We start from the raw sequence: 19,157 nt of genomic DNA, 5'->3' as shown, positions 1-19,157 counted from the left end.
AGTAAAAATAAAAAAGCTCCCGCCAGTAGACGGAAGCTTTAATCTATATCTAAGAGCTGATTAAGCCTCAGCTACAACTTCAAAAGTATAGTTTACAACTACATCACGGTGAAAACGTAGCGTAGCCTCATATTGACCTAAACGCTTGATTGCTCCACCAGCAACGTTGATGTATTTTTTCTCTAGCTCAACACCTTCTTTTGCAAGAGCATCTGCTAGATCTGCATTTGTTACACTACCGAATAGTTTATCCTCAGCACCAGCTTTTGCAGTGATCTTAACGTCTACATTGTTAAGTTTATCTGCTTGAGCTTTTGCATCCTTAACTACTTTTTCTTCTTTGTGAGCACGTTGCTTAAGATTCTCAGCAAGTACTTTTTTTGCAGAAGGAGTAGCTAGAATAGCAAATCCTTGAGGGATAAGATAGTTACGAGCGTAACCGTTTTTTACAGTTACTAAATCGTCTGTGAACCCTAGGTTCTCAACGTCTTGTTTTAATATCACTTCCATTGTTGTCCCTCTTTTTATTTATACAAATCGGTTACATATGGCATAAGTGCAAGGTGACGAGCACGCTTAACAGCCTGGCTCACCTTACGCTGATACTTAAGAGAAGTACCTGTTAGCCTGCGAGGTAAAAGTTTACCTTGCTCATTTACAAAAGACGCTAAGAAATCTGCATCCTTGTAATCTATATATTTAATACCACTACGCTTAAAACGGCAGTATTTTTTAGCCTTAGAAGTCTCAATATTTAATGGAGTAAGATATCTGATCTCTCCATCTTTCTTGGCTTTTGCTTGTTGTTCAATAGATGATGCCATAATTATGCTTTTTCTTTGATTCTTTTTCTACGCTTTTCTGCCCATTCTACGGCATACTTGTCTAGTTTAACAGTTAAGAAACGCATGATACGCTCATCTCTCCTAAACTCTAGCTCAAAGTTTGTAATTACTTCTCCAGGAACCTGGAATTCAAATAGGTGATAAAAACCACTCTTTTTGTTCTGGATTGCGTAAGCAAGCTTCTTAAGCCCCCAATCCTCTTTTGATATCATCTTGGCACCGTTAGAAACAAGAAAATCTTCAAATTTCTTTACTGTTTCCTTTATCTGATCATCAGATAAAACGGGATTCAAGATGAAAACAGTTTCGTAATGATTCATTTGTGAATATTTATTTAAAAATGAGTGCAAAAGTATTTCTTTTTCTTCAAACAAACAAAAACATTAAATCTTGATTTTTCTTAAAATTATCAGAGAGGTAAAAAATCCTATATATCACTGGGGATATCGTAAAATTTTATCGACGAACTACACAATTTTTTTGTCTAATAACTTTAAACTCCCTATTTTTGACTATTAAACTATACCTAAAACCTAACAAAAACCTTTTGGAAGAATTAATTTTAGACTGTGCTGTTGTTGATGATTCCACCTTACAGCGGTTAGCTATCGTTAAGCTTATTAAGGATCACCCCAATCTTAAGCTGGTTGCGCAGTATAACAATGCGATCGAAACTAAGAATGGCTTACTGGAAACTAAGGTAGATCTCATATTCCTTGATATTGAGATGCCTATCCTCACAGGTTTTGACCTGCTTGATGATCTGGTACATAAACCTCAGATCATATTCGTTACCGGTAAAACTAAATATGCTTACGAAGCTTTTAAGTATAACGCGATAGATTATCTACGTAAGCCTATCACAAAAGATCGTTTTTTAAACGCGGTGCACAAAGCAATTAGCATGCACAAACTTAAGAATGACGGTGCCGTTGAAGATGATGAGTATATCTTTGTAAAAAGCAACCTTAAGAAGAAAAAGGTATTCTTAAACGAGCTTAAATATATTGAAGCACTAGGTGATTATGTTAAGTTGGTAACCTATAATGAACCTATCATTGTACTATCTACCATGAAAGCTTTTGAAAAGCAATTGCCCGTAGATCGTTTCATGAGAATTCATAAGTCGTATATTATCAACATAGATAAAATAGAAAAGTATAATAGTAGAAATATTGAGATTGACGGAGATAAAATACCGCTAAGTAGACATAAAAAAGCAAAGCTTATGGAAGTGTTATCTTAAAAAATAGCACTCTCATAACCTTGTGGAAAGCTTCATTGAAAAATGGAGCTTTCTTTTTTTTAATAATTATCTACATTGATCACAACACGCACGCTTCGGTATTGCGCAATTGCTGCGAAACTGGCGTTTACTTTGCGTATTGCCCCTTTTGTTTTCTCTAAGTTTTGCTTCCGCGAAAGCTTAACTAGGATGTTCCTATAGTATTCATTGCGAATGCGTGCGACTGGCGGAGCTTCTGGCCCCAACACGTATTCTCCAAAAAGATTACGCAACGCACTTGCCATCCACTGTGAAGCTTCTTCAACCTTCTGAAAATCTCTGTGACGCAAAGTGATCTTTATCAAGCGATAAAATGGCGGGTATTTATAAATATGTCGCTCTTCTAACTGCTCCAAAAACATTTCCTCATACTTATTCATTGACACCTGTTGCAGGATCTGATGATGCGGATTATACGTTTGTATATAAACCTTACCGCGTTTTTGAGTACGCCCTGCCCTACCAGAAACCTGCTGAATCAATTGAAAACTTCGTTCATGCGCTCTAAAATCTGGTATATTGAGCATACTATCTGCATTGAGAATACCCACGAGACTCACATTTCTAAAATCAAGCCCCTTTGTCAACATCTGTGTTCCCACAAGTATATCTAATTCCTCTTGCTCAAAGGCGGCGATTATTTTCTCAAAACCATATTTTCCTCTTGTCGTATCGCTATCCATCCGGCCTATTCTTGCATCAGGATACAACTCTCGCAACTCGAGTTCTATTTGCTCTGTACCAAATCCTTTTGTATCCAACTCAACACTGCCACAAGCCATACATTTTTCTTGCATCGCCATGTGATAACCACAATAATGACAACGCAGCTGATTGCGGTATTTATGATAGGTCAAACTCACATCACAATTAGGACATTGTGGAGAGTGACCACAAGTATTACATTCTAAAATAGGTGAAAAACCACGCCTATTTTGAAATAGAATCACCTGTTCATCTTCTTCTAAAGCATCAGTAATTGCGCGTAAGAGATCATCGCTAAAATGACCTGTCATTCGCTTTTTACGGTATTTTTCTTGCAGATCGATGATCACATTTTCAGGCATCAGAACATTACCAAAACGCTTTTTCATCACCACAAGTCCGTATTTTCCTTGTCTTGCGTTGTAATAACTCTCTAGCGATGGCGTAGCAGAACCCATGAGCAGTTTTGCCTTTTGCATATAAGCAAGAACAACTGCAGCATCTCTAGCTTGATAACGCGGTGCAGGATCAAACTGCTTGTAACTTGTTTCGTGCTCCTCGTCTACTACAATGAGCCCCAAATTTTCAAAAGGCAATAAAACAGCACTACGCGCGCCAAGCACAAGTTGGGCTTTGCTTCGCTTATTCAAAACATTATTCCAGACTTCTACGCGCTCATGCACGGAGTATTTAGAATGATAAACAGCCAGGCTTTCGCCAAAATAGATCTTCAATCTATTTACCAATTGCGTTGTCAAGGCAATTTCTGGAACCAAAAATAAAACCTGCTGGCCTGCATCAAGGTATTTTTTGATGAGATTTACATAAACCTCTGTTTTTCCTGAAGATGTTACACCATGAAGCAAACACACTTCTTTATTTTTAAAAGAATCTTCGATCTCTCCTAAAGCCCTTTCTTGCTCTTCGTTAAGCTCCTTTATTTCGGAGTCCTGACTTTTTGCATAACTCAGTCTATCAGTCTGGATTTTATATATTTCAAGGATACCTTTATCTGTAAGCGACTTAAGTTGCACATTCGAAGCATCAGCAACTTTAAGAAGGTCTTTTGCCTTGATAGGCTTTGTACTTTTCGCTTTAAGCGAAAAATAATTGAGTAAAATCTCTCGTTGTTTTGGCGCTCTGCTTAATTCATCTAGCGCCTGATGCATCATTTCTTCCTTCTCATAATCTGCGGCCAACTTGATGTATTTTACCAGTTTTGGCTTATAAGCCTCATAGATCTCTTCTTCAACATCTACAAAACCTTGATCCATTAAACTTCTAATTTGCGGTAACACCTTTTTCTTTTGCAGAATATTCATCACTTCCTGCACCTTAAGAATAGGACTTGATTGCAGCGCTTCTAGAATTAAATATTGATCTTCCTCAAGCTCCTCTGGAATTTCTTCAAGAATGGTTTTACGCTTGATGATCGTCTCACTTTCTATCAAAAAAGCACTAGGCAAAGAAGCCCGCATCACCTCACCAATGGTACACATATAATAATTTGCGATCCATTGCCAAAAATGCATTTGAACTTGCGTTACCACAGGTTCATCATCTAGTATTTGTTCAATGTCTTTTGCCTCATAAACCGTAGGCTCTTCTTGATGCACATGTACCGCCAAAGCCGTATAGATCTTGCTTTTACCAAAAGGCACAGCGATGCGCATACCGGGTTTGATAAATTCAAACTCGGCGGCATTGATCTTATAGGTGAAGGTATTTTCTACCGGGACAGGCAGAATGACATTTACAAAATACATGGCGATAAAGATATAAAACAACAAAGGTCGCTGCGATGCTTGCAGCGACCTTTTTATATACAAAATGCTTTGTTAGTTATACGCGAGTCCAGTATTGTGTTCTACCTAGAAGGCTAAAACCAATATACCCTCTAACTTTGAGTTTATTAGCTCCTTCTAACTCAATATAACATTTATAAAGTTTTCCAGAAACTGGATCAAGAATTTTACCGTCATTGTATTCATCACCATCTTTTTCAAGACCTTTAATGATCACAAGACCTTCAATAGGTTTGCCTTTATCACTTCCTGGACATTCTTCACATTTTCTATCCTTTTTTGCAGGATTTAGAATTTCAATGATCTTACCATAAATCTTACCGTCTTTTTTGTAGATCTCGACAATAGATTTTGCTTCTCCGGTTTCATCGTCAATCGTTTTCCATTTACCGGTTACATCTTGTGCAAAAGCACCAGTTGCAAAAAGCATCGCAATAAGGATCAGGGATAATCTTTTCATCGTAATAATTTTAAGGTTCAACGTAAATCTAGATAATATTTTTTAATAATTCCCCAATATTAACAGGGCTTAATTATCATTTTACGAAATATTATGCAATTCCTGTGCCTTTTTTTCATTACGCCGTTTTTTTAACTGATTGAGCGTAGCGTTCAATTCAAAACCTAGCAATAAAAGATTAGAATTTAACCATATATAGACCATCATTATTAATAGCGCTCCTACAGATCCATATAACTGGTTATAATTGCTAAAATTGTTGATATAAAGTCCAAAAAAGAACGTAGTTACAATATATAATAATGTTGTCATTACCGCTCCTGCGGAAAAGAATCTAAACTCCTTGCCTTGCTTAGTCCCGAAGTAATATAAAGTCCCAACAACACAATAGACCATTATAAAGAGAAAAATTAGCCGAAGAGTATTAGATATCCAGAGGTTATCTTCATTTAGAATGCCTCTTCTTTTCATCTCTACAACACTAACCTCCATATATGCTATAATGATAACGGTGGTCAGTAGGAAAAGAGCTAAAATGATCGAAACTCCTAGCGCCACAAAATACTGTCTCCAGATCGATCTATTAATATGTGTATGATAACTAAACTCAAAACCTGTAAAAATTGCGTTGATACCATTTGCCATCAAAAAGATCGCAAATATCAATGTGAACGAAAGAAGACTACCTCTAGGGTTTGCCGCAATATCTAAAAGAATAGGCTCAAAAAAATCAGCAGTTTGAGCAGGTAAAAGGCCATCTACAAACTCAAGAAATTTTTCCTGAAAATCATGGACAGGAACATATGGAACCAAGTTAAGTATGAACAGAAAAAAAGGAAACAACGCCATAAAAAAGCTAAAGGCAATTGCACTGGCACGTGTTGAGAACGTTCCTTTTACAATGCCCACAATATACATTTCCCAAAAATCATAAAGCGATAACCCTTCAAAACCGGGTAGAATAATGGATTTATTCCACTGTATCACTTTGTTGATGACAGGAAAACGCGCTGCAGCTTTTTCAATATCGTCGTTCATTACAACGCTTTAAGACTTAGATCCATATTGTAAACTGAATGTGTCAATGCTCCACTAGAGATATAATCTACACCACATTCCGCGTAGGCGCGAATGGTATCTTCTGTAATACCGCCAGAAGATTCTGTAAGTGCTCTATCTCCTATTAAATCGACAGCTTCTCGTGTTTGCTCATAATTAAAGTTATCTAGCAAAATTCTATACACTCCGCCAGCATTAAGAATTTCTTGAACTTCGTCAATATCTCTTGCTTCAACAATGATCTTAAGGTCAAGACCGTGATCTGCCAGATATTTTTTAGTCTGCTCAATCGCTTCCGGAATTCCGCCTGCAAAATCTATATGATTATCCTTAAGCATCACCATATCATACAATGCAAAACGATGATTCTCTCCACCTCCTATTTTTACAGCCCATTTTTCTAAAGCTCTAATTCCGGGTGTGGTTTTACGTGTATCAAGGATCTTTGTATTTGTACCTTCTAGAAGTTTTACAAAATAATTAGTCTTTGTAGCGATCGCGCTCATACGTTGCATCGCGTTTAAAACAAGCCGCTCACCTTTTAAAATTCCTTGTGCGCTACCATAGATATTAAATGCGATGTCACCGTGTTTTACAGGACTTCCATCTTCAATAAGTTTTTCAAACTCCATTGAAGGTTCTAGATATGTAAAGACCATTTCGGCAAATTCTACGCCGGCGATCAAACCTTCGTCTTTAACTAATAGTTTCGCACCACCTTTGGCGGAAGCCGGAATACACGCCAGCGAACTGTAATCTCCTGGACCTACATCTTCTCGTATTGCATTTGCTATAATGAGTTCTAGCTCGTTATTGAACTTTGATTTTAAAATCATGCATTTAGGTTTTGCGCTAAGTTAAAGATTAACCTTGAATCTGCTATTTTTGAAGCATGAACATACAGCTTTTATGCATAGGAAAAACAGATAATCAAGATCTGGAGACGCTTATTTTGCTTTACAGCAAAAGGTTATCACATTATATCAATTTTGATTTGGAGGTAATTCCTGATCTTAAAAAGACAAAAAATCTAAGCGAAGATCAGCAAAAGGAAAAAGAAGGCGAATTAATCTTGAATAAATTAGGTCCATCTGATCATTTGATCTTGCTTGACGAAAAGGGAAAAGAGATGAACAGCGTTGTATTTGCAGATTATTTGCAGAAAAAGATGAATAGCGGTATTAAGAACTTGATCTTTGTTATTGGCGGGCCTTACGGATTTTCTCCTGCTGTTTATGCTAAAGCACAAGGCAAGATCTCATTATCAAAAATGACCTTTAGCCACCAGATGGTGCGTCTTTTTGCCACCGAGCAGATCTATCGCGCGTTTACCATTTTAAGAAATGAACCCTATCACCACAGATAATTTACACCTATGAAAACCTTAGTTTTTGCAACGCATAACCCTAATAAACTGAAAGAAATTCAGGCGATGATGCCTACATCTATAGAGCTTAAAAGCTTAACAGATATAGGCTGTGATGAAGAGATCATTGAAGATGCAGACACGCTAGAAGGTAACGCGCTTATAAAATCTCGCCATGTTAAAGAAAAATACGGTTATGATTGTTTTGCAGATGACACAGGTCTAGAAGTTGAAGCTTTAAACTGTGATCCTGGCGTTTACAGCGCGCGTTATGCTGGTGAGCAAAAAAATGCTGAAGACAACATGCAAAAACTTCTTGAGAATTTAAATGGTAAATATAATAGAGCTGCACAGTTTAGAACAGTGATCGCATTTTCAGTAGGAGATAAAGAATATACCTTTAACGGAATTTGCAAAGGAGCGATCACAACAGAAAAATGCGGAGAAAAAGGTTTTGGTTATGACCCGATCTTCAAACCAGAAGGCGAAAAAAGAACCTTTGCAGAGATGCCTATGGAAGAAAAAGCCGTTATGAGTCACCGTGGTAAGGCATTTAGAACCTTTATTGACTTTGTGAAAAAATCAAATTTATAGCACTTTATCACGTTAATTAGGTTTTGGCTGCAGCCAAAACAATATTTTACCGCCATAATTATCAATTTATCAGCATATTTGATAATTCTTTGCGCGCCTTACGGTAAACCGTTTTTTAAACATATCTTTGCGCCCGCTTTTGCCAATACTGGCAAGACGTAATTCTTTTACATAATGAACAATTTTAAAGCGCTAGGACTTAATGATGAAATTCTTCAGGCTGTAGCAGACATGGGTTTTGAAAACCCGTCAGCAGTACAGGAGAAGGCCATCCCGGTCCTACTTAACGAGGATGCCGATGTCGTGGCACTCGCACAAACAGGAACCGGGAAGACCGCAGCATTTGGTTTTCCGCTTATCCAGAAACTGGATGAAAGTTCAAAACACACGCAAGGACTTATTCTCTCTCCTACAAGAGAGCTTTGTCTTCAAATCACAAACGAGCTAAAACAGTACTCTAAGTACGTTAAAGGCCTTAATGTTGTTGCCGTTTATGGCGGTGCAAACATTACTGAGCAAGCAAGATCTATCAAAAAAGGAGCACAAATCATTGTGGCAACTCCTGGACGTATGATGGATATGATGCGTCGTAATCTTGTAGATATTTCTAGAATAGATTATTGCGTTCTTGATGAAGCTGATGAGATGCTTAACATGGGCTTCTACGAGGATATCAATACTATTCTTGCTGATACGCCAAAGGGTAAACTTACCTGGTTATTCTCTGCAACTATGCCTAAGGAAGTTGCGGCAATTGCCAAAAAATTCATGAAATCTCCTGTAGAGATCACTGTAGGAACTAAGAACATGGGAGCTACAAATGTATCTCATGAGTATTTTGTAGTGAACTCTAGAGATCGTTATCAAGCATTAAAGCGTCTAGCTGATGCTAATCCTGATATTTTCTCAGTTGTATTCTGTCGTACAAAACGCGATACACAAAAGGTTGCAGAACTTCTCATCGAAGATGGTTATAACGCTGCTGCATTGCATGGTGACCTAAGCCAGAATCAGCGTGATCTTGTGATGAAGAGCTTCCGTACACGTCAAATACAAATGCTTGTGGCTACAGATGTGGCTGCTCGTGGTATTGACGTAGACGATGTAACTCACGTTATTAATTATCAATTACCTGATGAAATAGAAACCTATACTCACCGTAGTGGTCGTACTGGCCGCGCTGGTAAAACTGGTGTTTCTATGGTGATCATCGTTAAGAGCGAGATGCGTAAGATCAAGCAAATTGAGAAGATCATCAATAAGAGCTTTACGCAAAAAGAGATCCCAACAGGTATCGAGATCTGCGAAGTGCAACTTATGCACCTTGCAAATCAAATTCACGATACTAAGATCAACCATGAGATCGATCCTTATCTATTTAGCATTAATGAAGTGCTTGAAGGTCTAAGTCGTGAAGAATTGATCAAGAAAGTATTCTCTGTAGAATTTACCAGATTCTTTAACTATTACAAAAAGGCAAAAGACCTTAATGTAAGCGTTAAAGCAGAAGCTATGGAAGCTTCTGGAGATAGCACACGCTATTTTATCAACGTGGGTAGACGTGACGGTTTTGACTGGATGTCTCTTAAAGACTTCCTTAAAGAAGTTACTGGTCTTGGAGAAAATGTATATCACGTAGACTGTAAAGACAACTTCTCATTCTTTAATACAGATAGCGATAAGACTGACATGATCCTTGCTCTTTTTCAAGACTTTGATCTTAATGGAAGACAAGTACATGTTGAGATCACTAAAGATCGTGGCCGTAAAGGCGGCGGCGGTGGCGGTGGTCGCAAAAGAAAAAGTGGCGGCGGTGGCCGTGGTGGCGATGGCTTTAAAGGTAAAGGCGGTCGCGGTAATTCTTCAGGAGGTGGTAACAGAGGCAGATCTGATTCTGGATCTGGAAACTTCAAGAAGAAGAAAAAATCTAACGACAATGTTCCCTTTAAAGGGAAAAAGCGTCGCAGACGATAAAAGAAAAAGCCTTCCTGATCAGGAAGGCTTTTTTATTTTTAAGGAAGGTACTTCTTCTCAAAATTGGGTTTTCGTTTTTCTAAGAAAGCGTTTCTACCTTCTTTAGCTTCTTCTGTCATGTAAGCTAATCGCGTTGCTTCACCTGCAAAAACTTGTTGACCTACCATGCCGTCATCAGTTAAGTTCATGGCAAACTTCAACATTTTTATAGACGTTGGCGATTTTGCTAAGATCTCATGCGCCCACTCATAGGCTGTATCTTCTAATTCTTCATGTGGTATAACGGCATTCACCATTCCCATCTCAAACGCTTCTTGCGCTGAGTAATTTCTTCCTAAAAAGAAAATCTCACGAGCTTTCTTCTGCCCTACCATTTTTGCAAGATATGCTGATCCATAACCTCCATCAAAACTGGTTACATCTGCATCTGTTTGTTTAAAAATAGCGTGTTCTTTACTCGCTAAAGTCATGTCACAAACCACGTGCAAACTATGACCGCCACCTACAGCCCATCCTGGAACAACAGCGATCACAACCTTTGGCATAAAACGTATCAATCGTTGAACATCAAGAATATTCAATCTGTGATAACCATCTTGCCCCACATATCCTTGATCGCCTCTTGCCTTCTGGTCACCACCACTACAAAAGCTGTAAACACCATCTTTTGGCGAAGGCCCTTCCGCGCTAAGCAAAACAACACCTATGCTAAGATCTTCTTGCGCATCATGAAATGCGTCTAGCAATTCTGAAGTGGTATGCGGTCTAAAAGCATTGCGCACTTCTGGTCTGTTAAACGCGATACGAGCAACGCCGTCACATTTTTTGTAGGTTATATCTGTATATTCTTTAGCGGTTTTCCACTCAATATTTTTCATCAAATCTATTTTTATAAAATTGCGATCAATCCTTAAGTTTTATTCCTTGTGGTGTAAACTCGATCTTCCTGTCTTTGTACAGCGCACCCACGGCCTTTTTAAAACTCTTCTTGCTCAAACCAAGAAGCTCTTGAATTTTTTCTGGATCACTCTTATCATGCACAGGTAAGAAACCGTCATTTTCTTGCAGTTCCTCATAAAGATATTGCGCATTAGGCTCTATACTTTTGTAGCCTTCCGGCGAAAGCAAAACATCTATCTTCCCGTCTTCTCTTACACGTTTGATATATCCCGGAAGCTTGTCTCCTTCTCTTAGATCTTCAAAGATCTGATCTTTAAAAACAAGACCTGTATGTGCTTTATTAATGATGACGTTAGCACCTAACTCTGTAAAATGTGAAACGATAAGGTCTACCTTTTCGCCTCGAGCTAATTGAACATCTTTATTGCTTAGAATGCCATTAAATCTTGTAGTTCCTACGAGACGGTTTGTTTTTTCATCAAGATACATGTAAGTCACAGCCCAATCACCTTCTTCAATAGTGCGCGCTTGATTAGAAAACGGAACTAACAATTCTTTGTCAATACCTATATCCATAAACGCACCTATTTTTGTGATCTCGCTGCAATATAAATAGGCAAAATCATCACGTTCTAAAAATGGTTCTTGTGTGGTGGCAATGGGCCTGCCTTCATTATCTAGATAGATAAAAACAGTAAGAACTTGACCTATTTCAAATTCTTTTGGCATGAATTTACCTGGCAACAGTACTTCATCAGTTTCTTCTGCGCCTCTTAAAAATAGACCAGAACCTGTTTCTCGATCTATTGTTAATTCTTGAAATTTTCCTATTTGTAGCATCGTGCAAAGGTCGATAATTCTTGAGTTAAAAAACAAAGGCCATCAAAAAATGATGGCCTTTGTAGTAAAATTTATTTTTAGCTTATGCGTAAACACTCTCTTTACCAAAGTGTACAGTAAGTAAATAATATACTACCGCACGATACTTGTTACGGTTAGATTTACCATACTTTTCCATAACGCTGTCTATTGCTGTATCTAGTTCTGGACCATCAGCAAGACCTAATTTCTTAATTAAGAAGTTTTGCTTAACAGTCGCTAGTTCGCTCTCGCTGCTAGAAGATACAGTTGCAGAGTCTGCATTGTAAATTGAAGGTCCTAAACCTACAGTTACTTTAGTAAGTAGATCCATATCTGGAGTTACACCTACTTTATCTTTAAGATCTGCAGCAAACTTCTCTATTAATTCATCTCTTTTACTCATAAGGTCGAAAATTTAATTATTGTTTTGTTTAATTCAGGAACTAAATATAAAAAATCAAAAGTTTAGCTGCCAAGAACTTCTACCTAATAAATTTAAAATACGACAAAAGGATCTCGTCATTTGTCTTGCGAGGTGTAAAAATCTCTAAGATCGCAGGCTTAGAATTATCATTATAGAATGTTGCTAAACCATCACTAAGCTCATCAATGCTTTCTGCCTTATGATAATTAAAACCGTACGTTTTACTTAAATGCGCTGCATTGAGATCATGCGTGGTTTCAAAAAACTCATCAAATTCTGGCGTGTTTTTATTTCCTGGCAGAATTCTAAAAATACCACCACCACTATTGTTAATGACGATAATCTTAAAGTCATTCGGGATGTGTTTATTCCAGAGACCGTTGCTGTCGTAAAAAAAACTTAGATCACCGGTGATCAAAGTCGTGGGTGATTTACTTCCTAGCGCCGCACCTACCGCAGTTGATGTACAACCGTCAATACCGCTAGTTCCTCTATTGCAGAATACTTTCAAGGTTCTATTTACATCAAAAAGCTGCACGTAGCGTACCGTAGAGCTATTACTAAGCTGCAAAATAGAATGATCAGGAATTGCCTCAAGCACACTTTCAAAGGCTTTAAAATCGCACCATGGCATTTCTGCGAGATACTTTTTATGCAAGGTATCGCGATAATCTCTGGTTGTTAACCACTTGCTTTGATAGTCGCTGTCCACTTTTCGCGTAAGCGGTAAAAAATGCGCTAAAAAATAATTTGCGCTCACCTTAAAATGCCTGTTTAGACAAAAATAAGTGTCGTATGCTTTTTTAGAATCTATGTGCCAATGTTGCTGCGGCTGGTAATTTCTTAAGAACGCTTTGATCTTTTTTGAGATCACCATTCCGCCAAAAGTGATCAAAAGATCGGGCTGTAATTTTTTGAATCCGTTATCATCCAGAGAACCTATAAGATTGTCAATTCTCGTGAAAAAGTTAGGATTATCAACGTTAGAAGTCGTTTCAGTAAGCACAATTGTACTTGGGTCTTCGCCCAAAATATCTAAGAAACGTTGTTCTATAGCATTTGGCGCAAGTACACCCACAAGAACGATCTTTTGCTTCGCATTGTTGAAGAAATCAGCATACGGCTGAAGCTCCTCGTCGCTAAGCTCTTCTCTAGGAAATTGTGGCTTCACGCTAATGGGCGCAACTGAAGGCTCATCTACCGTATCATAAAGCGGCTCGTAAAAAGGAACATTGATATGCACCGGACCACAATCTATAAGTGCAAGATTTAATGCTTTGTTTATTTCTTGCTGATTATGCTTTTCGGCTTCGCGCTGTTTCTGTTTTAATTTAGGATCAAGCGCATCGCCTTCTAACACAAGTTCAGAATATAAATTAGCCGAATACAGCACATGATTTTCAAAAACATTGCGCTGTCTAATGGTTTGTCCATCGCCTATATCAATACGTTCAATAGGTCTATCTGCAGTGATCATCACCAGCGGAATATCGCTATAAAAAGCCTCTGCGACAGCAGGATAATAATTTAAAAGCGCACTACCAGAAGAACAAACAAGTGCTACCGGTTTTTTTAATTGCTGTGCTAAACCCAGTGCAAAAAAAGCTGCGCTGCGTTCATCTACAATGCTGTAGCAATTAAAACCAGTATGATGTGTAAAACCTATAGTAAGCGGTGCGTTGCGCGAGCCAGGAGAGATCACAACATGATCTATCCCTTTTTCTAAACACAATAGAATGATAGATTGCGCTACGGGAATTTTAGAATACTTCATTACTGTAAAAATACGAATGTTGTTTCTTAAAACCTGCTAAATAACGCTCGCCATTGTTTGCGCTTTATTCACCGTTTCTTCCCATTCTGCAGCTGGGTTTGAAGAAGCTGTGATTCCGCCGCCTACGTAGATAGTAAAAGCATTATCACTTTGCTCCATACAACGCAGATTAACATAAAGATCTGAGGTGCGCTTTACGCTGTAGTAAGCAGAATTCTCTACATTACGGCGATTGCGATTGCGTGTCGTGGTTTCTTCAAGATTCAATTCTCCTAGAAAACCGGTGTAAAAGTTACGCGCATAACCCTCATTCTCCAGTATAAAATCTCTCGCTTCTTCTCTAGGCAAACCACAAACAGCCGGCGTAGGATGCAAAGCGTTAATGATATTTTTAAGATCAAGGCCTTGATCTAATCTACCGTTGATCTTTGTACGCAAATGCAGCAAATTGCCCGCCTTATGCGTATGTCGTTCTCCTATACTTAAGGTTGTAAGATCTATTGCGCTGAGACGCGAAATGATCTCATCTGTAACAAATTGTTGTTCTTCCTTCTCTTTATCGCCCCAAGTCACATCTTCACTTTCGTGAAAAACCTGCGTACCGGCAAGCGCCATAGTTTCAAAAGTTGAACCTTTGATCTTTAGCAATCTTTCTGGTGTGGCGCCTAACCAAGAACCGATCGCCGGATGAAAGAAATAATAAACAAAGGCATTTGCATATTTAAGAAGCATTCGCTCAAAAACCTCGACCGCTGAAGTCGTAGCGTCAATTTTCAAACTTCTAGAAAGTACTACCTTTTTCAGTTCACTTTCTTTAATCCTTTCAATTGCTTTTTCTACAATATTTATATGATGTGCTCTTGCAAACGCATTCCCGAAGTCTTGCAGTGATGAAGTAATGGGGTTTGTGGTATCACTTTTGGCGAAAGCCAAAACCTCACGCTCTCCTTTAATTATATATGAATCACTCACCGAATTGAATGGCGCAAAAACAAAACCTTGCTCTTCATAATCGTTTACCGTATGCAATTGTTGATCTTGCTGCAAGATGGCATAAACCTCTTGCTCTTGAGGTTTGCGATACAATACAAATGGCAATTGCTGCTGGTGATGCGCAAGAATGTCTTTAAATGTCAATGGAGGTCGCATTATTTGCGTGGCAATGAGATGGTGGTTAATTTGACTAGCGAGATCAATTGATCTTCTGCGTTTGTAACCCGTATTTGCCACAATTGTGTGGTTTTACCAAGGTGTAATATTGTCGCTGTTGCGAAAACGTCTCCGCTAGCAATGCTCTTAACATGATTTGCAGAGATCTCAATACCACGAACAAAGACTTTTTCAACATCCAGAAATAAATAGCAGGCTGCGCTACCCACACTCTCAGCAAGCGCAACTGTTGCACCACCATGCAAAACACCATCTGGTTGATGCACCTTAGATGTAACAGGCATTTTTGCCGTGAGCGAATCGCTAGTGATATCTGTAAATTCAATATCTAGCGTTTGCATCAAGGTATTCTCACAGATCTTTGCACAGATTGAAAGTGCTTCTTCCTTGGAGTATTTCATATTCAATTGTTTTCTTTGTAAAGATACAAATACAGCTTCTATGGCCCATCAAAAAAGGATTCAGTATACCACCACAAATACATACCACACACTCAATACTATAAATAAGGACACAGAGAACATCTGGTTTGTAATGCACGGTTTAGGTTATCTCTCTAAATACTTTATAAAACATTTTGAAGCGCTAGATGCCACAAAGAATTTTATAGTCGCTCCACAAGCGCCTAGTAAGTACTATCAAGATAAAGCATATAAATATGTAGGTGCGTGCTGGCTCACTAGAGAAGATCGTGATCTAGAAATGGAAAATATCAATAATTACCTTAATATATTATATGATATGGAAATTGCTCCTCACCTATCTGCAAATAGAAATCTCTATCTGCTAGGTTTCTCACAAGGAGTTTCAATCATTACTCGATGGGTGGCACAAAAAAAGGTTGATTTTAAAACTTTGTTTCTTCATAGTGGGAAATTTCCTGACAATTTAAGTAAGGAGGATTTTGACTTTATGAATCCTGAATCTAGCGTAGAATTAATTTATGGTACCGAAGACAAATTAATCTCTGAAAAACTCATAAGTGTCGAGCAAAACCGATTAAGTGACATTTTTTTCGATAAAATACACACTTCTACGTTTAACGGAGGGCATGAGTTTAACAAATTAATTTTCAAGAACTTAAATTGATTTAGTTATAGTCTTATAACCGGTAAAAGTAATTTTAACACTTATTTAGTGTGCATTTCATCGATTCTATTTGCATTTAAAGGATAAAATGCACTACTTTAGCGATGTAAAACAACAATCCGACTTATGAAGACTTTTACACTTATCGCCGCTTTACTAATTAGCTTTATCTCTTTTGCAGAGGTTTCACAATCTCAAAAGGATGCTTTGATCGATCTTTATAACAACACAAACGGTCAAAATTGGAACCGTGGTTGGGATCTTAACGCTTCTGTAGACACTTGGCAAGGTGTTCGCGTGATCAACGATAATGTAGTAGGTCTTAACTTAAGTATGAACAACCTTCAAGGAACGCTTCCTGCTAGCCTAGGTAATCTTACTGAGCTAGTTTCTCTAGAGCTTTTCTTCAATCAAATAGAAGGTGAACTTCCTACTCAAATAGGAAACCTTAAAAACTTAAAAGTTCTTGTTCTTAACGGAAACAAAATCTCTGGTGAACTTCCAGAAAGTCTTTACACATTAAATCAACTTGAGCAATTAATGATCTCAAGTAATCAAATAGAAGGAGTTGTTAGCGAAAACATCGCAAAACTAGAAAACCTTAAAGTTTTCAACCTTTTTGACAACAAAGTATCAGGAGAACTTCCTGAAGCGATCTTAAAACTTCACAACCTTAGAGAACTTAACCTGAGCGGAAATGAAATGTATGGTCACATCCCATCAGAGATCGCACAAATGAAAAATTTAGAAATGATCGCTCTATCTGATAACAAGTTTGAAAACCAAGCTAAATTTAAAGATGGTAGATTAGATAGCGACGTTCAACCGAATAAAAATTCTGTTCTCGCTTTTCAGGGTGAATAAAATTTTGTAAGATTGTTTAAGTTGGTCGAAAGGTCCGTAGCGAAAGCACGGGCTTTTTTTTTTGCAAAGCATTTTTTGGCTTTAAGCCAAAACAAAAAAGAGAACCTCACGAGTTCTCTTTTAATATTCATAGATAATTGATTATCCTAGCAAATTATGAAGCTTCGCATACTGAAGCAACATAATTGTTTTGCCGTCTTTGATCTCACCTGTTGTGATCATTGCAAGAGCTTTATCAAAGTCAAGCTCTAGAACTTCTATATCTTCTTGCTCATCGTCAAGGCCACCGCCCTCACCTACTTTCATATCACTGTTATATTCTGCGACAAAAAAATGCACGATCTCTGTCACAGAACCTGGCGACATATAAGCTTCAAAGATCTTCTTAACTTCCTTAAGTTGATATCCGGTTTCTTCCTCAGCTTCTTTGCGGATGCATTCTTCAGCATTATGCTCGTCAAGCAGACCAGCGCATGCTTCTATCAATAAACCGCTGTCATTGCCGTTTACAAAGGTGGGTAATCTAAATTGCTTGATTAAAATTACAGTGCGCTTGCGTTTGTTATACAACAAAATAGTGGCGCCATTACCTCTATCATAAGCTTCGCGATGCTGAGTTTCCCATTCGCCATTTTTCTTCTGATAATCAAAAGTGACTTTGTTTAACGTGTACCAGTTATCTGAAAGTAATTTGGTCTTTAAATTCTTAACTCTGTCGCTTTTCATGTTTAATTGGTCTTGATCACTACGGTTTCTGCAATATAATCGTGAACAGCTTTTTTATTCTCTCCCATCGTGATGGTGAAGAAAGACAACCAACCTAGAGCGAACTTCACGCCATATCTAACTACAGCTATTAAGAAATGAATATTGCCTTTTCCATTTTCTTTTACCACTTTAATATCTGCATAACTATGACCTAGTGTGGCGCCCCACAAGCTTATACAAAGCGGATCATAGATCACAAATAAGAACACAAAAGTGATAATCTTCACATAAACCGGCACTTCTCCCACCGCTTCAAAAATCTCAGTAGCGGCATACATCGCGGTAATAATTATAATAGCGTCAATAAAGACAGCCTTTGCTCTATCTAGAAGGCTTGCGTAGTTTTGATTCATCGGTTATGTATATGCGTCTAAGATAAACGCTTTTGTATCAATAAGAAACTTTAAGTTCTATTTATTGATCGTGCATGTTTTCTTTTGGCTTTAAGCCAAAAGAATACAACCGAAAGAATATTAAAATCAAAATGTTACTGTGCTAAGTTCTTCTACTTGCGTAATATCATTTGCATTTAATGCGTATTGAGAAACGCCCGTCTCACAAATGGCGATAAGTACATCATCTCTAATGATAACATCAAAAGCAAAATTATCAATAGACTTGACTAGCACGGCAGACTCCGGGTCTGAAACGTCGAAAATCTTGATCTCATCATCACAAACAATGAGATAATCACCGTAAAGCCCAAGACCTTTTGGCTGGTTAAGCACACGTGTATTGATCAAAACTGGATCAGTGATTTCGGCAATATCATAAACCTCTAGTTGGTTTACAGCATTGCCACATCCTACTTGGGACCATAAAGTGACAAACGCATATTTATCATTGGCAACCACAGGATCACAAGCCGTAAAATGCTGTACCTCGGCAAGCTTTTTAGGAAATTCTGGATTATCAATTTCGTAAATAAACATGCCGTCACGCGAACCTATGTACAAGTAATCGCCATAACTAAAAAGCGTTTCTATATTAAAACCAATTGAAACACTATTAACCTGCACCGGATTTTCAATTTCGCTTACATTAAAGACATTTAAGTCAGTTTCATCCACGGTGTACAGATAATCACCAGCCAGTGCAAAAGTCGCAAGAGAACCGCCCTGACCGTCGTTTGGGCTACCATTTATGTTAGTTGAATCTTGGTCACAAGAGATCATGAAAGTAAAAAACGCTAATAATAGAATACATCTTTTCAT

The 19,157-nt window shown here is 37.9% G+C and carries 22 protein-coding genes; 6 read left to right on the top strand and 16 right to left on the bottom strand.

Translation table 11 applies throughout. From position 1 onward, the window contains the following. Positions 1–60: 60 nt before the first annotated feature. Genes rplI through rpsF form a run of 3 tightly spaced genes read right to left on the bottom strand, consistent with a single transcriptional unit; the run spans position 61 to position 1,165 of the window. Positions 61–510, bottom strand: coding sequence for a 50S ribosomal protein L9 (gene rplI, locus ACZ5L8_RS04710; RefSeq protein WP_462598581.1), 450 nt, complete (start codon positions 508–510; stop codon positions 61–63). 14 nt (positions 511–524) lie between these two features. After that, the gene (gene rpsR, locus ACZ5L8_RS04705; RefSeq protein WP_462598582.1) at positions 525–824 is read right to left on the bottom strand and encodes a 30S ribosomal protein S18; all 300 of its coding nucleotides are present in this window, start codon (positions 822–824) and stop codon (positions 525–527) included. Positions 825–826: 2 nt separating this feature from the next. After that, positions 827–1,165, bottom strand: coding sequence for a 30S ribosomal protein S6 (gene rpsF, locus ACZ5L8_RS04700; protein WP_462598583.1), 339 nt, complete (start codon positions 1,163–1,165; stop codon positions 827–829). A gap of 227 nt (positions 1,166–1,392) precedes the next feature. Between rpsF and ACZ5L8_RS04695 the strand changes: the two genes are divergently transcribed. After that, a complete protein-coding gene (locus tag ACZ5L8_RS04695) occupies positions 1,393–2,091 on the top strand; it encodes a LytR/AlgR family response regulator transcription factor (RefSeq protein WP_462598584.1) in 699 nt (232 codons plus the stop codon). A gap of 59 nt (positions 2,092–2,150) precedes the next feature. Here ACZ5L8_RS04695 and priA read toward each other — a convergent pair whose 3' ends face one another. The 4 genes from priA to nadC all read right to left on the bottom strand — a co-directional run bounded on the left by priA (position 2,151) and on the right by nadC (position 6,995). Beyond that, on the bottom strand, positions 2,151–4,601 hold the full coding sequence (priA, locus tag ACZ5L8_RS04690; protein ID WP_464440915.1) for a replication restart helicase PriA: 2,451 nt from the start codon (positions 4,599–4,601) through the stop codon (positions 2,151–2,153). A 76-nt stretch (positions 4,602–4,677) separates the two neighbouring features. Then, the gene (locus tag ACZ5L8_RS04685) at positions 4,678–5,100 is read right to left on the bottom strand and encodes a DUF2147 domain-containing protein (RefSeq protein ID WP_464440131.1); all 423 of its coding nucleotides are present in this window, start codon (positions 5,098–5,100) and stop codon (positions 4,678–4,680) included. 81 nt (positions 5,101–5,181) lie between these two features. Then, on the bottom strand, positions 5,182–6,138 hold the full coding sequence (locus ACZ5L8_RS04680; protein ID WP_464440130.1) for a YihY/virulence factor BrkB family protein: 957 nt from the start codon (positions 6,136–6,138) through the stop codon (positions 5,182–5,184). Beyond that, complete coding sequence (gene nadC, locus ACZ5L8_RS04675; protein ID WP_464440129.1) at positions 6,138–6,995, bottom strand: carboxylating nicotinate-nucleotide diphosphorylase; 858 nt, start codon at positions 6,993–6,995, stop codon at positions 6,138–6,140. Before nadC ends, ACZ5L8_RS04680 begins: the two co-directional genes overlap by 1 nt. A 56-nt stretch (positions 6,996–7,051) precedes the next feature. Between nadC and rlmH the strand changes: the two genes are divergently transcribed. From rlmH to ACZ5L8_RS04660, 3 genes are all read left to right on the top strand, one after another. Further along, positions 7,052–7,525, top strand: a complete 474-nt coding sequence (gene rlmH / locus ACZ5L8_RS04670) for a 23S rRNA (pseudouridine(1915)-N(3))-methyltransferase RlmH (RefSeq protein ID WP_464440128.1) — start codon at positions 7,052–7,054, stop codon at positions 7,523–7,525. Positions 7,526–7,534: 9 nt separating this feature from the next. After that, entirely contained in the window at positions 7,535–8,119 is a 585-nt protein-coding gene (locus ACZ5L8_RS04665; RefSeq protein ID WP_464440127.1) for a non-canonical purine NTP diphosphatase, read from the top strand. 174 nt (positions 8,120–8,293) lie between these two features. Continuing rightward, positions 8,294–10,093 (top strand): DEAD/DEAH box helicase, encoded by a 1,800-nt coding sequence (locus ACZ5L8_RS04660; protein ID WP_464440126.1) that lies wholly within the window; start codon positions 8,294–8,296, stop codon positions 10,091–10,093. Between the two features lie 38 nt (positions 10,094–10,131). On the opposite strand, the gene ACZ5L8_RS04655 is transcribed toward ACZ5L8_RS04660, so the two are convergent. The 6 genes from ACZ5L8_RS04655 to ACZ5L8_RS04630 form a co-directional block, all read right to left on the bottom strand. Further along, positions 10,132–10,971, bottom strand: a complete 840-nt coding sequence (locus ACZ5L8_RS04655) for a 1,4-dihydroxy-2-naphthoyl-CoA synthase (RefSeq protein WP_464440125.1) — start codon at positions 10,969–10,971, stop codon at positions 10,132–10,134. A 25-nt stretch (positions 10,972–10,996) separates the two neighbouring features. Then, a complete protein-coding gene (locus ACZ5L8_RS04650) occupies positions 10,997–11,833 on the bottom strand; it encodes a CvfB family protein (RefSeq protein ID WP_464440124.1) in 837 nt (278 codons plus the stop codon). 82 nt (positions 11,834–11,915) lie between these two features. After that, complete coding sequence (locus tag ACZ5L8_RS04645) at positions 11,916–12,257, bottom strand: DUF2853 family protein (RefSeq protein WP_464440123.1); 342 nt, start codon at positions 12,255–12,257, stop codon at positions 11,916–11,918. Between the two features lie 79 nt (positions 12,258–12,336). Continuing rightward, positions 12,337–14,052 (bottom strand): 2-succinyl-5-enolpyruvyl-6-hydroxy-3-cyclohexene-1-carboxylic-acid synthase, encoded by a 1,716-nt coding sequence (menD, locus tag ACZ5L8_RS04640; protein ID WP_464440122.1) that lies wholly within the window; start codon positions 14,050–14,052, stop codon positions 12,337–12,339. 36 nt (positions 14,053–14,088) lie between these two features. Beyond that, positions 14,089–15,201 (bottom strand): chorismate-binding protein, encoded by a 1,113-nt coding sequence (locus tag ACZ5L8_RS04635; RefSeq protein ID WP_464440121.1) that lies wholly within the window; start codon positions 15,199–15,201, stop codon positions 14,089–14,091. After that, positions 15,201–15,623, bottom strand: a complete 423-nt coding sequence (locus ACZ5L8_RS04630; protein ID WP_464440120.1) for a PaaI family thioesterase — start codon at positions 15,621–15,623, stop codon at positions 15,201–15,203. The genes ACZ5L8_RS04635 and ACZ5L8_RS04630 overlap by 1 nt, the downstream gene beginning before the upstream one ends. 40 nt (positions 15,624–15,663) lie before the next feature. Here ACZ5L8_RS04630 and ACZ5L8_RS04625 point away from each other — a divergent pair, with 40 nt between their 5' ends. Continuing rightward, the gene (locus ACZ5L8_RS04625) at positions 15,664–16,311 is read left to right on the top strand and encodes an alpha/beta hydrolase (protein ID WP_464440119.1); all 648 of its coding nucleotides are present in this window, start codon (positions 15,664–15,666) and stop codon (positions 16,309–16,311) included. Positions 16,312–16,437: 126 nt separating this feature from the next. After that, positions 16,438–17,175 (top strand): leucine-rich repeat domain-containing protein, encoded by a 738-nt coding sequence (locus tag ACZ5L8_RS04620; protein WP_464440118.1) that lies wholly within the window; start codon positions 16,438–16,440, stop codon positions 17,173–17,175. 141 nt (positions 17,176–17,316) lie between these two features. Here ACZ5L8_RS04620 and nudK read toward each other — a convergent pair whose 3' ends face one another. The 3 genes from nudK to ACZ5L8_RS04605 form a co-directional block, all read right to left on the bottom strand. After that, positions 17,317–17,901, bottom strand: a complete 585-nt coding sequence (gene nudK, locus ACZ5L8_RS04615) for a GDP-mannose pyrophosphatase NudK (RefSeq protein ID WP_464440117.1) — start codon at positions 17,899–17,901, stop codon at positions 17,317–17,319. 2 nt (positions 17,902–17,903) lie between these two features. Then, positions 17,904–18,296: an RDD family protein gene (locus ACZ5L8_RS04610; RefSeq protein ID WP_464440116.1), complete on the bottom strand. Its 393-nt coding sequence runs from the start codon at positions 18,294–18,296 to the stop codon at positions 17,904–17,906. A 126-nt stretch (positions 18,297–18,422) separates the two neighbouring features. Further along, complete coding sequence (locus ACZ5L8_RS04605; protein ID WP_464440115.1) at positions 18,423–19,157, bottom strand: LVIVD repeat-containing protein; 735 nt, start codon at positions 19,155–19,157, stop codon at positions 18,423–18,425.

The sequence above is a fragment of the Leeuwenhoekiella obamensis genome (genome assembly GCF_055391795.1).
This window is presented reverse-complemented; position numbering and strand designations above follow the sequence as displayed.

Excerpts from the sequence above, each read along its gene's own strand:
- nadC (WP_464440129.1), bottom strand. The coding sequence starts at position 6,995 with ATGATTTTAAAATCAAAGTTCAATAACGAGCTAGAACTCATTATAGCA.
- ACZ5L8_RS04650 (WP_464440124.1), bottom strand. The coding sequence starts at position 11,833 with ATGCTACAAATAGGAAAATTTCAAGAATTAACAATAGATCGAGAAACA.
- ACZ5L8_RS04665 (WP_464440127.1), top strand. The coding sequence starts at position 7,535 with ATGAAAACCTTAGTTTTTGCAACGCATAACCCTAATAAACTGAAAGAA.
- ACZ5L8_RS04620 (WP_464440118.1), top strand. The coding sequence starts at position 16,438 with ATGAAGACTTTTACACTTATCGCCGCTTTACTAATTAGCTTTATCTCT.
- ACZ5L8_RS04630 (WP_464440120.1), bottom strand. The coding sequence starts at position 15,623 with ATGAAATACTCCAAGGAAGAAGCACTTTCAATCTGTGCAAAGATCTGT.
- rlmH (WP_464440128.1), top strand. The coding sequence starts at position 7,052 with ATGAACATACAGCTTTTATGCATAGGAAAAACAGATAATCAAGATCTG.
- ACZ5L8_RS04625 (WP_464440119.1), top strand. The coding sequence starts at position 15,664 with ATGGCCCATCAAAAAAGGATTCAGTATACCACCACAAATACATACCAC.
- menD (WP_464440122.1), bottom strand. The coding sequence starts at position 14,052 with ATGAAGTATTCTAAAATTCCCGTAGCGCAATCTATCATTCTATTGTGT.
- ACZ5L8_RS04685 (WP_464440131.1), bottom strand. The coding sequence starts at position 5,100 with ATGAAAAGATTATCCCTGATCCTTATTGCGATGCTTTTTGCAACTGGT.
- nudK (WP_464440117.1), bottom strand. The coding sequence starts at position 17,901 with ATGAAAAGCGACAGAGTTAAGAATTTAAAGACCAAATTACTTTCAGAT.
- rplI (WP_462598581.1), bottom strand. The coding sequence starts at position 510 with ATGGAAGTGATATTAAAACAAGACGTTGAGAACCTAGGGTTCACAGAC.
- rpsR (WP_462598582.1), bottom strand. The coding sequence starts at position 824 with ATGGCATCATCTATTGAACAACAAGCAAAAGCCAAGAAAGATGGAGAG.
- ACZ5L8_RS04680 (WP_464440130.1), bottom strand. The coding sequence starts at position 6,138 with ATGAACGACGATATTGAAAAAGCTGCAGCGCGTTTTCCTGTCATCAAC.
- ACZ5L8_RS04605 (WP_464440115.1), bottom strand. The coding sequence starts at position 19,157 with ATGAAAAGATGTATTCTATTATTAGCGTTTTTTACTTTCATGATCTCT.
- priA (WP_464440915.1), bottom strand. The coding sequence starts at position 4,601 with ATGTATTTTGTAAATGTCATTCTGCCTGTCCCGGTAGAAAATACCTTC.
- rpsF (WP_462598583.1), bottom strand. The coding sequence starts at position 1,165 with ATGAATCATTACGAAACTGTTTTCATCTTGAATCCCGTTTTATCTGAT.
- ACZ5L8_RS04660 (WP_464440126.1), top strand. The coding sequence starts at position 8,294 with ATGAACAATTTTAAAGCGCTAGGACTTAATGATGAAATTCTTCAGGCT.
- ACZ5L8_RS04610 (WP_464440116.1), bottom strand. The coding sequence starts at position 18,296 with ATGAATCAAAACTACGCAAGCCTTCTAGATAGAGCAAAGGCTGTCTTT.
- ACZ5L8_RS04635 (WP_464440121.1), bottom strand. The coding sequence starts at position 15,201 with ATGCGACCTCCATTGACATTTAAAGACATTCTTGCGCATCACCAGCAG.
- ACZ5L8_RS04655 (WP_464440125.1), bottom strand. The coding sequence starts at position 10,971 with ATGAAAAATATTGAGTGGAAAACCGCTAAAGAATATACAGATATAACC.
- ACZ5L8_RS04645 (WP_464440123.1), bottom strand. The coding sequence starts at position 12,257 with ATGAGTAAAAGAGATGAATTAATAGAGAAGTTTGCTGCAGATCTTAAA.